Annotated in this window: 10 protein-coding genes; 2 read left to right on the forward strand and 8 right to left on the reverse strand. The window is 44.2% G+C overall.

The features are described 5' to 3' along the window. Positions 1–67: 67 nt before the first annotated feature. From AACW75_RS20690 to prmB, 5 genes are all read right to left on the reverse strand, one after another. Entirely contained in the window at positions 68–1,513 is a 1,446-nt protein-coding gene (locus tag AACW75_RS20690; protein WP_145570364.1) for an ATP-binding protein, read from the reverse strand. 72 nt (positions 1,514–1,585) lie between these two features. Then, positions 1,586–2,314 (reverse strand): response regulator, encoded by a 729-nt coding sequence (locus tag AACW75_RS20695; protein ID WP_102576057.1) that lies wholly within the window; start codon positions 2,312–2,314, stop codon positions 1,586–1,588. 157 nt (positions 2,315–2,471) lie between these two features. Then, entirely contained in the window at positions 2,472–3,929 is a 1,458-nt protein-coding gene (locus AACW75_RS20700; RefSeq protein ID WP_145570362.1) for a protein adenylyltransferase SelO, read from the reverse strand. Between the two features lie 561 nt (positions 3,930–4,490). Further along, the gene (locus tag AACW75_RS20705; RefSeq protein ID WP_135457964.1) at positions 4,491–5,132 is read right to left on the reverse strand and encodes a LysE family translocator; all 642 of its coding nucleotides are present in this window, start codon (positions 5,130–5,132) and stop codon (positions 4,491–4,493) included. A 239-nt stretch (positions 5,133–5,371) separates the two neighbouring features. After that, complete coding sequence (gene prmB / locus AACW75_RS20710; protein WP_145570360.1) at positions 5,372–6,304, reverse strand: 50S ribosomal protein L3 N(5)-glutamine methyltransferase; 933 nt, start codon at positions 6,302–6,304, stop codon at positions 5,372–5,374. Positions 6,305–6,366: 62 nt separating this feature from the next. On the opposite strand from prmB, the gene smrB reads away from it, so the two are divergent. Then, the gene (gene smrB, locus AACW75_RS20715) at positions 6,367–6,897 is read left to right on the forward strand and encodes an endonuclease SmrB (RefSeq protein ID WP_029224856.1); all 531 of its coding nucleotides are present in this window, start codon (positions 6,367–6,369) and stop codon (positions 6,895–6,897) included. A gap of 171 nt (positions 6,898–7,068) precedes the next feature. Here smrB and sixA read toward each other — a convergent pair whose 3' ends face one another. Beyond that, positions 7,069–7,533, reverse strand: coding sequence for a phosphohistidine phosphatase SixA (gene sixA, locus AACW75_RS20720; RefSeq protein WP_017073606.1), 465 nt, complete (start codon positions 7,531–7,533; stop codon positions 7,069–7,071). 304 nt (positions 7,534–7,837) lie between these two features. Between sixA and AACW75_RS20725 the strand changes: the two genes are divergently transcribed. Next, complete coding sequence (locus AACW75_RS20725; protein ID WP_145570355.1) at positions 7,838–10,615, forward strand: insulinase family protein; 2,778 nt, start codon at positions 7,838–7,840, stop codon at positions 10,613–10,615. Between the two features lie 432 nt (positions 10,616–11,047). Here AACW75_RS20725 and fadJ read toward each other — a convergent pair whose 3' ends face one another. Beyond that, positions 11,048–13,294 carry a fatty acid oxidation complex subunit alpha FadJ gene (gene fadJ / locus AACW75_RS20730; protein ID WP_186437187.1) on the reverse strand — a complete coding sequence of 749 codons (2,247 nt, stop codon included), beginning with the start codon at positions 13,292–13,294 and terminating at the stop codon, positions 11,048–11,050. Further along, positions 13,294–14,601 (reverse strand): acetyl-CoA C-acyltransferase FadI, encoded by a 1,308-nt coding sequence (gene fadI / locus AACW75_RS20735; RefSeq protein WP_145570353.1) that lies wholly within the window; start codon positions 14,599–14,601, stop codon positions 13,294–13,296. The genes fadJ and fadI overlap by 1 nt, the downstream gene beginning before the upstream one ends. Positions 14,602–14,629 lie beyond the last annotated feature (28 nt).

Consider the following 14,629-nt stretch of genomic DNA (forward strand, 5'->3'; position numbering starts at 1 on the left):
AGAGTCTACTTACTTTGATTTTTAGGATTGAAACAAAAGGTAAGACTTATGTAACACAATTGTTACATTACACTTCTAAGCCTCTTGGTATATAGACTTTGGCTTCTAAGCCACCTGGAGAGGAGTTGCGAATAATGAGATCTCCGCCGTGTCCATGCAAAATATTGCGACAGATCCCGAGCCCTAAACCGTGTCCTTGGTCATCCGTAGCCAACCTAAAGTAGGGTTCGAAAACCAACTCTAACTTGTCTTCAGGGATACCTTTCCCATGGTCTTGAATCGTCACAATGACCCACACAGAATCACTGCTGATATCCACCTCAGCTGATTGTCCATATTTCACAGCATTATCGATAAGATTAGTAAGCACGCGTTTGATCGCTAGCGGTTTGGCAACCAAAGGCTCAATCACTGCAGGTTCAAACTCGACCTGAGTTTGGTATTGATTGTGTAGTTCAATCACAGAGAGCATCATCTCGTTCAGATCGATAATGGCATTGTTTTCATGAAGGTCGGTGTCTCTGACCGCTTGTAATGCGCCTTTCACCATAATCTCAAGCTCATCCAGATCTTTGTTAAACTTGTCTTTCTTTACTTCGCTTTCCAACAACTCAGCACGCAGCCTGAGTCGGGTGATTGGTGTCTTCAAGTCATGAGAGATAGCCGAGAACAAATGCTCTCGGTCAGCAACATAACGACGAATCCGCTGCTGCATGCGATTGAAGGCTCGGGTTGCGGTGACCAGTTCAGTCGCCCCCTCTTCTTTCAATTGGGGTTGCTGAATATCCATACTCATTTCATTGGCTGCTCTTGCTAATTTTTTAAGAGGCCTCACTTGGCGACGAATCATCAAGTAAGTTAAAACCAGCAGAATAAGCGTTGAAGAAACTAAGAAGATCACCTGCTCTCTGCCAAGAATCGTATCGTCGAGTTTCACATATGGCGCTGGCAACAGTGCGGCAATATACACCCATTCGTGACTGGCTAATTCAATCTGAACAACCAAGATAGGTGGATTAAGAGGTTCTAACGTTAACGTATGATGCGCCCACGATCGTGGGAGATCGCTTAAGTAGATGTCGTTTTTAAGTAAGCGAAGGTGTTCAGGTCGAGAGAAATCAACCCGCACTGACGCCACTTTATTGAGTTTGCTACTCAAAACACTTTCTATGGCTTCAATCGAGGCGGTTTTTAAGCGGGTATCGGGGATCGGTTCGACAATCAAAGCCTCTTTATTGAAAGAAACAAAGAAACGCGTACCGCCCATATTGCGGATTTGATCCAACACGATATGACGATATTTAACGGGCAGAGACTGGAAGAAAGTCACCGTTGAGGCAAACATGTTCGCCATGCTCGAAGAGGCAGAACGAATCCCCTCCAGTTCTTTGTGCTTGGATTCGCTATACCAAATAGACGTTGCGATACCCTGAGCGATCACCACCGCTAACAGCGTCAGCAACAAGGTTCTTGCGACCAAAGAGTTTGGCTTTAACCTGCTCAACCAGTTCATACGAGACACTTCATACAGAATACTTCATTGGAAATACTTAATTAGCATTACTTCATTAACAATAGGTCATGCTTAGTGTTCATACTGAACAGGCACAGCAAGAATGTAGCCATTGCCACGCATGGTTTTGATGTAATGAGGGTATTTACCACTGTCGCCCAGTCGGCTTCTCAGGCGACTAAGCTGCACGTCAATGCCACGTTCAAAAGGCAGCGCTTCTCGGCCTCTGGTTGCGAAAGAGATAGTATCTCGGTCGAGAACTTCGTTAGGACGAGTTAAGAACAGCATTAACAAAGAAAAGTCACTGCCCGACAAGTCCATCTCTTCTGCGTTTTCATTATGGGAGATCCGATGCGCGAGAGTATCAAGCGTCCAATCACCAAAAATAATCTGCTTTGGTAGTGCATCACTCGGCTTGTCATCCACCACTTGAACACGTCGTAATAACGCTTTGATTCGAGCCATTAACTGACGAGGGCTAAACGGCTTGGCGATGTAGTCATCGGCACCAATTTCTAAGCCGATGATCTGGTCGGTTTCATCCGAGACTGCAGTCAGCATGATGATAGGCACATTCGATTGCTTGCGTACTCGTTGGCACAAGGTAAAACCATCATCACCGGGTAGCATCACATCAAGCAGAATCAGATCGGGATAACCTTGGTTTTGCAGGTGGGTCTCTAGTTCAACACCGTCTCCCACAGAAGATACATCGAAACCAGATTTTGTTAGGTACTCTTCCAGCAGCTCGCGGATTTCTTGATCATCATCCACCACGAGAATTCGAGTATTTGTTGGCATCGCCCAAACCTATTAAATTTACAACTTATTCACATAGTGTATAGGCTGGCCGATTATTTGATTATTGACATGTTTGTAAAGTTAGAAGAACGAACAGATAAAGATCACATCTTAGTGACCTCTACCTGTACTTAGCGACTCAAAGAATCATCGAAGGTTAAGAGGAACAGCTGATTTCCATCGCTTTACCCCACTCAGGAGGCAACGCAGCAAGGTGTTCGTAGTCAGGGTGTTCTGCGTATGGGTCTTCCAGTACCTCCATTAATGCTTCAATATCACTGCTATCACCACGCTCGGCTTTATCTATCGCAAGCTGAGCTAGGTAGTTTCTAAGGATGTATTTAGGGTTTACCTGTCTCATCTTTTCGCAGCGCTCTGTCACTGAACGGTCTTCCAATTCGCAGCGTTGTAAATAGTTATCTACCCACAATTTTGCTGCATCTCGATCAATAATCAGGTCAATCACTTCCTGCGGCAACAAGGTATCTAGGTTCGACAGCGTTCTAAAGAACCTTGGATAATCGACTTTGTTTTGCGACATCAGCTCGAACATAGATTCAAACAAGCGAGTGTCACCTTCCTGTTTGGAAAGTAGCCCCAACTTATGACGCATCAGTTGACTGAAATAACCATTCATTTGAGGTTCGTATTGTTCGAGTGCAGCCTCAAGTTCGGCTTTATCCACCAGCGGCGAAAGTGAGTGCGCCAGTGCCGACAGATTCCAAAGCCCTATTCTTGGTTGCTGATTAAAGGCATAACGACCTTGGTAATCCGAGTGATTACAGATCAATCTTGGGTCGTATTCATCAAGGAACGCGAATGGGCCATAATCGAAGGTTTGCCCGATAATCGACATGTTATCTGTGTTCATCACCCCGTGAGCAAACCCATTGGCTTGCCACAATGCGACCATTTCAGCAGTACGATCAACAATCTCATTAAACATGGCAGCGTAAGGCTTTTCTGCATCGAGGCATTCTGGGAAGTGCCATTCGATGACTTTGTCGGCCAATAATTTATGTTCTGCCAACTGATTGGTATAAAACAGGTGTTCAAAGTGACCGAAACGAATATGCGATTCAGCAGCGCGCACCAATAATGCACCCCACTCTTGCTTCTCACGGTAAACCGGCGTGTCACTGGTCATCATAGCCAGCGCACGTGTGGTTGGGATATTAAGCCCCGCCATTGCTTCGCTACATAGATACTCACGAACCGTCGAGCGAATAACTGCGCGGCCATCGCCCATACGTGAATATGGCGTTTTACCCGCACCTTTCAGGTGTAAATCGAACGTTTCGCCATTTTTAGCGACAATTTGCGCTAATAACAGCCCTCTTCCATCACCTAAATCAGGGTTATAAGAGCCAAACTGATGGCCTGCGTATTTCATTGCTACCGGTGAGAATTGCTCAGGTTCAACATTGCCAGATAACGTCTCAAGCAATTCCTCAGAAGCATCTTCAAATGACGGAAAGCCGAGCTCACTCGCAAGGTTATGGTTCCATGCAAGCCATTGAACATTGCTGAGCGGTGTAGGTTGAATTGGGGTATAGAACAATCGAGGTAATGCAGTAAATCGATTGTTAAATGAAATAGAATCCCAGACAGACATGAGAGGCACACTGTAGATAAAAGATAACTTAAGATTATCACAGTTTGGTAACAACTTCAGAGCAGGTTACATGTCTAGCCAGTTAAGAGAAGGCGACTTGGTGCTTTGCTAAAAGAAGAAGTTTACTCAGAGAAAATCGCTACTAACTAGAAAGTGGCTATTTAAGAGGAAGTGGATGCTAAGAAAAATAGTTACTAGGAAAAAGCTAAGTGGCTAGCCTGATGAGAAAAGCCACATTTACGAGAGGAAGAGTTCTAACTTTGAAGACTTTTTGAAAAGTGTATTCATAATAAAAACTAAAAATATAGAGCCATAAAATGACTACATTAGAGCAAGAATACCCACAAGAGAAAGGGTAGAGAAAATCCAAGTACGACTGATTACGCCAAAATTACTGTGTTGAATCATTTCTTGATGCTGCATATGTCTCTCCTGAGAACGTGATGGTGTAACACCAATATATCGACTTTACACCGATATCAGCAAGCACATTAATATTAACCTTTTATTACAGCATCAAGAATATTCTATAACTATTCAAGCCATCAATCACTTCATCAATTATGCTCGGCTTGTCGTCGAAAGCAGTGCCCCAGCACCAATAAATACACCACCTGTTACACGATTAAATATCTTAGCTCGACCTTTAGCGAACAACCAATTTGATGATTTAGCACCTAGATAGGCGTAAACCAATAGCCAAGACAACTCCATCACAGCGAAGGTCAAAGCAAACACCGAAAACTGAGGAAGAAGTGCTATTGAAGGGTCAATAAACTGTGGGAACAACGCTGTAAAAAACAGGATTGCTTTCGGGTTGCTCGCGCCAACAATAAAGCCACTGAGGTAATGCTGCGCAGCACTTTCTTTAACAGATTTAGAACCGGCTTGTTGATTTGATAACTTGTCATAATCTTGCTGGTTAGATCGCAATGACTTCCAACCGAGGTAGATAAGATAGGCAGCACCTGTCCATTTAATGACGTTAAAGACGACTTCCGACGAAGCGATAATTACGCCTAAACCGGTAAACGATAAAGTAAGAATTCCGGTAATTGCGGTCAGGCTACCCAAGGCAGTAAATATCGATAACTTGAAACCAGACTGCACTCCCTTAGTCATGCACAACAAAGAACTCGGCCCGGGTGAAGCCGTCAGTATCAGCACCGCTAGTAAATAATAAATCCATGTATCAAAGCTCATCGCGAATTCTCCTTAACTCACTAAAACGTACAACTTTTGAACATCAATATGTAATAGCTATTCACATTAATCAACTAAATATTAAACAATATTCACTTAATCATAATGACAAAGCATTAATCACAGATATAAAAAACGCCATGCATTACTGCATGGCGTTTAAATTAATACGGCTAAAGTTTCTTTTGTTCGTCGAGATAATTTTATCGACTACAGAAACCAAAATCACTCAAAGAAACTTAGTCTTTGTAGATAGAGAACTCATCCGAACAAGCCACTAACTGCTCGCGAGTGATCATGAATACGCCATGACCGCCATTCGAAAACTCAATCCAAGTAAATGGAATTTCTGGATATTGGTCCATCATGTGAACCATTGAGTTACCTACTTCACAGATCAAGATACCATCATCAGTTAGGTAATCTGGTGCGTTAGAAAGAATACGGCGAACCAGTTTAAGGCCATCAGTACCCGCTGCTAGGCCAAGTTCCGGCTCATGAGTAAACTCTTCTGGCAGGCTGTTCATATCTTCTTCGTCCACGTAAGGTGGGTTCGATACGATCAGGTTGTATTTCTCTTTTGGCAAATCACGGAAAAGATCTGAACGGATTGGGAACACTTGTTGCTCCATGCCGTGATCTTGAACGTTTTGCTCGGCAACTTGCAGTGCATCAGTCGAGATATCGATCGCATCTACTTCTGCATCAGGGAAAGCGTGAGCACAAGCGATAGCAATACAACCACTACCCGTACACATATCCATGATTCGAACTGGCTCTTCAGTTAACCATGGTTGGAACTGAGCTTCGATCAATTCACCAATTGGAGAACGAGGTACAAGAACGCGCTCATCAACAAAGAACTCTAGACCACAGAACCACGCTTTATTCGTCAGGTAAGCTGTTGGTGTACGATCATTGATACGCTTGATCACACGCTCAACGATACGTAAACGCTCGCTGCTCGTTAGACGAGAGTTCATAACATGCGAAGGAACATCAATCGGTAGATAAAGAGTAGGTAAAATAAGTTGTACCGCCTCATCCCACGCGTTATCCGTGCCGTGACCATAAAATAGGCCAGCTGCGTTAAAGCGACTAACAGTCCAACGAATCACATCTTGAAGCGTGTGTAGTTCTGATACCGCTTCTTCTACAAAAATCTTATCCAAAATTGTCTCCGAAAAGCGCTACAATACTGCTAATTACGTTTCTAATTAGAATTCATAACCTGATGAGCAAAAAAGACACCGACTTTGATGACGATTTCGCCCTGTTCAACGATGCAGTAAAGGGCGTTAAAAAGTGGCAACAGGATACCATAGTCCAGCCGCCAAAAAGAAATACCAAACAAAAAGAAATTACTCGAACGGCAAGACAAGCCAGTGATAGCGAGTTTTATTTCTCTGATGAGTTCATTCCGCACCTTAGTGAAGATGGTCCAACACGTTATGCGCGTGACGATGTCTCTAAATATGAAGTAAAGCGACTGCGTCGTGGTGTTTATGTGCCGGACGTATACCTTGATATGCATGGTATGACACAACAGGAAGCAAAGCGTGAACTAGGAGCCATGATTGCTCACTGCATTAAAGAAAGTGTCGCGTGTGCTTGTGTTCAACATGGTATCGGTAAGCACATTCTCAAACAGAAAGTGCCTTTGTGGTTAGCACAGCACCCGGATGTAATGGCTTTTCACCAAGCACCATTAGAGTTTGGCGGCAACGGCGCGCTGCTGGTTTTACTTTCCATTCCCGATAAATAACCTCTAGTTTGCTCTTAATTCAACAGAAGTTAACTAGCCAGTTATTGATTCGTACAGACAGCGTTTCAGAAATGACAAAGGGCATCTCAATCACATTGAGGTGCCCTTTTTATTTGTCTTCAACTTTGTCTTTTTTTTTGTAAAAAAAGAGCCCAACGAGCTTTGTCTAGTCTATGGATTAATATTCCAAAGTAACTCGCCCTTTTGTGTCTCAAGGTCGAATTCGATACAAGCTAATCCAGAAGTCGGAAACATTGGTGGTGCCATGCCTGTCGCGAACTCAGCGGTTAAGTAGCCAACTAGAGGTAAATGAGAAACAAACAAAATGGTCTCTAGTTTTTCTACTTCAGCCATCGCTAAAGTCAAATCAAACACATCGTCAGACATACCATAAGGGGTAATATCATCACAGGTTTCTACTTTCTTTCCAGAAAACGCCTGAGAAATTTCTAACCACGTTTCTTGTGCCCTTAAATATGGACTCACAAGCACTTTATCGAACTGGCTGAACCCTTGCTCATTTGCAGCTTGAGCTACTGCAAGAGACGCCATTTTACCGCGCTTCGTTAACGCTCGTTCTGCATCCGAGTTAGCAAAATGTTCTGCTTCACCGTGGCGCATTATGAATATTTTCATGTTCAGTCCTGTCTACGTAACATTTCGAAAGTCGATATATCCCATATCAGCGATACGCTACTTAGCGTTTGGCTCTCAATCCAGAGAATCCGCAGTCTATATAAATAATTATATCAAGTCACTTGCTAAAGAGTTCGACTTTCTTAACAATCTTATTAAAAGAAAATAAATCACTGATAAAAATCGATAAAAGTGATTTAGAAGTCGCCAAAAAGCTCGTCATATCCCAAAATATGATCGCGAGGTTTGCACCTTAAATCATCGCGTACATAATTTAAAAACCACCTTCTCTGGAGATGCTTCTGTGCATTTAAGCCCCAATGATGAACATCAATACCGTTACCTAACGTTAAACAACGGATTGCGAGTACTGTTAGTTCACGATCAGAACGCTCAAAAAGCTGCAGCCGCACTCGCCGTTAATGTCGGGCACTTTGATGACCCTGCAGATCGAGAGGGATTAGCTCACTACTTAGAGCATATGCTATTTTTGGGAACAGAAAAGTATCCAAAGGTCGGAGAATTCCAAAGTTTTATCAGCCAACATGGCGGTAGCAACAATGCTTGGACTGGAACAGAACATACCTGCTTCTTTTTTGATGTTGAGTTAAATGCATTTGAAATCGCACTCGATCGCTTCAGCCAATTTTTCACGGCTCCTCTGTTCAATGAAGAAGCCTTAGACAAAGAACGTCAAGCGGTTGATTCAGAATACAAGATGAAACTCAATGACGACTCAAGACGCTTGTACCAAGTGACTAAAGAGCTGGTTAATCACGATCACCCATTCTCCAAGTTTTCTGTCGGCAATATCGATACGTTAGGCGACCGAAACGGTGAGACGATTAGACAAGAGATTTTGTCTTTCCACCAGCAACAGTACTCTGCAGATTTAATGACGCTGACATTGTCTGGCAACCAATCATTAGATGAGATGCAAAACTGGGTGGAAGAACGTTTTAGCTCAATCACCAACCACCACTTACAAGGTAAGAAGGTCAAGGTGCCAATCGTCGGAGAGTTAAGCACAGGCGTACAAGTCCACGTTGAGCCGATAAAAGAAGTACGAAAACTGATCTTAACTTTCCCCATGCCAAGCATGGATGAGCACTACGGCATTAAACCATTGTCATTCTTTGCACACCTTTTAGGCTATGAGGGTGAAGGCAGTTTGATGATGCAGCTAAAAGAGAAAGGTTGGATTACCTCTCTGTCGGCTGGTGGCGGAGCAAGCGGCAGTAACTATCGTGACTTCACTGTTAGCTGCTCATTGACCATTGAAGGTTTGACCAAAACGAACAGCATCATCCAAGCGGTATTCCAATACATCAAACTCATCGAGCAACAAGGCATTGAGGAATGGCGTTACCTAGAGAAGCGTGCCGTTTTAGAATCGGCATTCCGCTTTCAAGAGCCCTCAAGGCCGCTCGATGTCGTCAGTCATCTCGTTATCAACATGCAGCACTACCAAGAACAAGACGTGGTGTATGGCGATTATAAAATGTCGCATTTCGATGACGAATTACAACGTTCTTTACTTCCCTACTTAACTGTCGACAACATGCGAGCGACCATCGTTGCTCAGGGTTTCGAGTATGATAGAGAAGCGAAATGGTATTTTACGCCTTACTCAGTCACGCCTTTTAGCACAGAGCAAACTCAGAGCTTTATGTGCATCAATCCCGGCTGGCAGTTTGAACTCCCAAGTAAAAACCCATTTATTTGCTATGACCTAGACCCTGCTGAGCTCGAAGGCAACGCTGAACATCCACAACTATTGGAAGAGCTGGACGGCTTTAAACTGTGGCACCTGCAAGACCATCAGTTTCGAGTGCCTAAAGGTGTGGTGTATATTGCCATCGACAGCCCGCACTCAGTAGCCAGTCCGAGAAACATCGTTAAAACACGCTTGTGTGTTGAGATGTTCTTAGACTCGCTTGAAAAAGACACCTATCAGGCTGAAATTGCAGGTATGGGTTACAACATGTATACCCATCAAGGCGGCGTGACTCTGACTCTTTCTGGGTTCAGAGAGAAACAGCCACAATTACTCAATATGATCCTTGAGCATTTTCAAGCACGCAACTTTAGTCCAACACGCTTCGAAACGATAAAAAATCAATTACTCAGAAACTGGAATAACGCATCGCAAGATCGCCCTATTTCGCAGCTGTTTAATGCAATGACTGGAATACTTCAGCCAAACAACCCGCCCTATTCCGTTTTAATAGAAGCACTAGAAACAATAGAGGTCGATGAGCTTTCTTCCTTTGTTCAAGCTATCTTGGCAGAACTGCACGTAGAAATGTTTGTGTATGGTGATTGGCGACAAGCTGATGCTCATAAGATGGCTGAGACACTTAAAGATGCACTGCGTGTTCAAGATCAAGCCTACGAAGAGTCATTACGTCCGTTAATCATGCTTGGTGAAAACGGTAGTTTCCAGCGTGAAGTTGTGTGTAATCAAGATGATTCGGCGATTGTGGTTTACTACCAATGTCCCGATATATCACCTAAAAACATTGCACTGTATTCATTGGCAAACCACCTGATGTCAGCCACTTTCTTCCATGAGATTCGCACTAAGCAGCAACTGGGTTATATGGTTGGCACTGGTAATATGCCACTCAACCGACACCCTGGTATTGTACTTTACGTGCAGTCACCTAATGCAGCTCCAGCAGACTTGTTAGCTTCGATAGATGAGTTCCTTAATGCCTTTTATATGGTGTTGTTGGAGCTTAACGACTATCAATGGCACAGCAGTAAACGCGGCCTCTGGAATCAGATTTCCACACCAGATACTACCTTGCGAGGTCGAGCTCAGCGCTTGTGGGTTGCGATTGGCAATAAGGATGTTGAATTCAACCAAAGAGACCGTGTGCTCGAAGATCTTAAAGGCTTAACGCGATCTGACATGATGCGCTTTGTCGTGAGTCAGCTAAAACCTCGCACGGCAAACCGCCTTATTATGCACGCCCAAGGTAACGCTCACCATGAAGAAGAAAAGTTGTCAGCAGGCGTTGATATTGGGTCTATAGATGAGTTTCAGTTACGTCCGAAAGACTGCGAACTGGGTTAACACCTATTTTGCACGGTTGAGATAATAATCATAAGGTTGATGTGAAAACATCAACCTTTTTTATTGGATACAACATTAAAAGCAGATCTCCTATTACGCTGCTTCGTCGCTTTAGGAGATGAGTGTAGGTTCGATTTACAACCAACATCGCAAGCCTATCCAACTCACATATCTCAGTCAGCACACAACACTCTCTTCCATCACTCCGAGGCAGAGTGAACGACTGAGTCGGGAACTTCTCCCACTTACATCAACATTCTCACTGAGCAGCACCAATCTCCCCTGTCATTCCCGAGAAAGAGGAACGACTGAGTCGGGAATCTTTCTTAAGTGAATTCGCTGACCATAAAAATTTCAGACACAAAAAGCCCGCATCAATCGCTTGATACGGGCTTGATAATCAATGTGCTAAAACGTTACTTGTAGAGTGAGTTACTTATAAAAAGACTCATCCAAACCAGCACGTGTCAGTAGGCCATCACATGGTGCGAAACGATCACCGTACTTCTTAGCAAAATCGTTCATCATCTCAACCAATGACTTAATGCCCACTTGGTCCATATAACGGAAAGGACCACCTAAGAATGGCGGGAAACCGATACCGAAAATAGCACCGATATCACCGTCTCTTGGACTGCGGATAATACCGTCATCTAGACAGCGAACCGCTTCGTTAAGCATCGGCAGTACACAGCGCATAGCGATATCGTTGTCACTTAGCTTAGGCTCAGGTTGCAGCTTAAGCAGCTTGTAAACCGACTTGTCCACTTCCTTCTTCTTACCCTTGTAGGTATAGAATCCTTTACCACTCTTACGACCTTTACGGTTGTCATTCAAAAGAATATCGAACACATCAGGGCCTTGGAAGCGGTCGCCTAGTTCATTAACCAGAATCGGAATAATCTTCGCTCCGATATCAACGCCTACCTCATCTAGCAAGGTAATTGGACCAACCGGGAAACCGAAATCCAATAACGTGCTATCGAGCTTTTCAATCGGCTCATTTGCCAATAGTAAGTGCGCGGCTTCATTCATGTACGGAGCAAGAATACGGTTCACATAGAAACCAGCCGTGTCTTTAACAACAATCGGCGTTTTTCCTTGCTTCTTCGCTAATGCAACAACTGTCGAAATCGTCTCTTCTGACGTTGTTTCATGAGGAATAACTTCAACCAATGGCATTTTATCTGCCGGACTGAAGTAGTGAAGACCGACAACGTTTTCTGGTCGCTGTGCCTTCTCTGCAATCTTGTGGATTGGCAATGAAGAAGTGTTGGTCGCAAAAATAGTCTCAGGTTTCGCATTCGCCTCAATGTCGGCAATCATCGATTGCTTAAGACCGAGGTCTTCAAATACTGCTTCAATCACGACATCGGTGTGATTAAAGCTCGTAAAGTCGATACCACCAGAAAGCTGAAGCATCTTACTTTCCAGATCAGCTTTACTCAAAATGCGACGTTTACGCTGCTTGTCGAACAACTTAAAGTTGTAGTTAAGTGCGTTCAGAACACCTTCATTGGATACGTCTTTAATACGAACCGGTACTTTAGCTTTAGCAACGCTAACATGGCTAATACCAGCACCCATTAGACCGCCACCCAATACACCAACACGCTTAACGGCTTTAGGTTCTGCGTCTGCACCGTGTTCTTTTTTCATTTCAGTGGTTGCGAAGAAAATAGAGCGGAGGGCTTTAGATTCTGCGGTCATCACCAGTTCAGAGAAACGCTTCGCTTCATACTGAAGGCCTTTATCAAAACCATTCTCTAGGCCATAGCGAATTACATCTAGAATTGCATTTGCTGCTGGGTAATTGCCGCGTGTTTTCTGATTAGTTTTCTTAGAAGCTTGTTCGAAAATTACTTTACGACCAAGGCCATTACGTGAAATCAGCTTTTCTTTAGTTGAAGCCTGATTTTGAGACGCCAGACGTTTGCCTTTTTTGCTACCAGCATTCTTTTCAACAAAGCTTTTAGCCACTTTGAGCAAGATAGTTTCTGGCACACAAGCATCGACTACGCCGAGCGATTTCGCTTTCTTAGCACGCAGTTGTTTACCCGTAAGAATCAAGTCAAGAGAAGGCAGCAAACCAATAAGGCGAGGAAGACGTTGTGTGCCGCCCGAGCCGGGCAACAAACCTAATTGGACTTCTGGCAAACCAAGGCGAGTCTTGTCTGAATCGGTACATACGCGATAATCACAGGCAAGAGCTAGCTCTAAACCACCACCTAAACAAGGGCCATGGATCGCAGCTACGACTGGATAAGGCAAATCAGACAATGTTTGGAACATCTCCTGCCCTTGGCGCGCCAAAGATTGTGCTTCGTCAGCGGTTTTACACGCATCAAGCATTCGCACATCAGCACCAGCGATAAAGTTATCTGGTTTCAGTGAGTGAACGATCAAGCCTTTTACGCGGCTTTGCTTTTCCTTCAACTGCTCGAAAATTGCTTTCATTTCTTCAGCAAAAGCGGCTTGCAGCGTGTTCATTTTCTCGTTTGGCACATCAATCGCAAGCCATGCAATATCTTGGTCATCGATAGTTAAAGAAAACGCGGTCGCCGGTTTTACGGCTTCGCCGCTTATAACTGTCTTGTCACTTTTGGATGCAGCCACTGGAGTTGAATCCGTTTTTTTGACTGCTTTCTTTTCTTTTTTCACATCAAGAGTCGTAGACATTATTCCACCTCCAAGATCATTGCTGCACCTAAGCCACCAGCCGCGCAAGCTGTATTCAGTGCTAAGCCGCCGCCGCGACGTTTCAGTTCACGCAGTGTTTGGGTCATCATGCGTGCGCCAGTCGCTGCAAACGGATGTCCGTAGGCAATTGAACTGCCAAGTACGTTGAACTTTTCCATATCGATCTCACCAAGCGCTTTTTCACGGCCAAGATTTTTCTGAGCAAATTCATCGCTTGCAAACATTTTAACATTAGCCAGAACTTGGGCTGCAAATGCTTCGTGCATCTCGATAAGCGTTAGATCTGATAATTCTAGACCGGTATTCTTCAATACTTGAGAGGTCGCGTAAGTCGGCCCCATCAACATATCCGTTTCAACACCAATCGCTGAGAATGCATAGCCACGAATATAGCCAAGCACTTCTAAGCCTAGCTCTTTAGCTTTACCTTCGCGCATCAACATCACCGCAGCGCCGCCATCGGTAAGAGGCGTGGCATTGGCTGCCGTTACACTACCGTACTTTCTATCAAATGCTGGACGTAATTTAGCGTAGCCTTCAACCGTTGAGTCGTGGCGAACATTGTTGTCTTCCGCTAGATACTTTTTATAAGGTGCCGGGAATGCCGTCATCACTTCATCTTTGATTTTCCCCTCTTTCCAAGCTTTAGAAGCCAGAGAGTGAGATCGATGAGCGAGCGCATCTTGTTCTAGACGAGTGATACCATGAGTTTTTGCCATCTGCTCTGCGGTTTGACCCATTGAAAGGCCTGTAGAATATTCAGCAACAGCAGGTGGCACAGGCATAAGATCTTTAACGGACAACGTTTTTAATATCTTGAGCTTTTGGCCCAACGTTTTCGTTTTACTCAATGCCAATAAATTTGCAGCCAATTTTTTGGAAACACCGATAGGCAATACAGAAGAAGAATCCGCCCCACCAGCAATACCAACATCAATCGTGCCAGCCATAATACTCTCGGCCACGTTAACCGCGGCTTGAAAGCTAGTTGCACAAGCTCGTGTCACGCTGTACGCATCGGTATTAATATCCATACCAGTACCAAGCACAATTTCACGTGCAATGTTTGGCGCTTCTGGCATCTGTACTACTTGACCGAACACGACTTGTTCAATAAGCGCAGGGTCGATATCTGTTCGCGCAAGCATTTCACTCACGACCATTTTGCCTAGGTCAACCGCAGGCACTTGACTAAATTCAGTGCTCTGACGAGCGAATGGGGTTCGTAATCCAGCGACAACGGCAACACGTTCTCCAGAACGAGTTTTGACTTCCTGTTTGCCCATGGTTTCTCCTTAATGTTAAGAGGTCTGA

It is taken from the genome of Vibrio sp. L3-7, assembly GCF_963898195.1.
In the GTDB taxonomy this organism is placed as follows: Bacteria; Pseudomonadota; Gammaproteobacteria; order Enterobacterales; family Vibrionaceae; genus Vibrio; species Vibrio echinoideorum.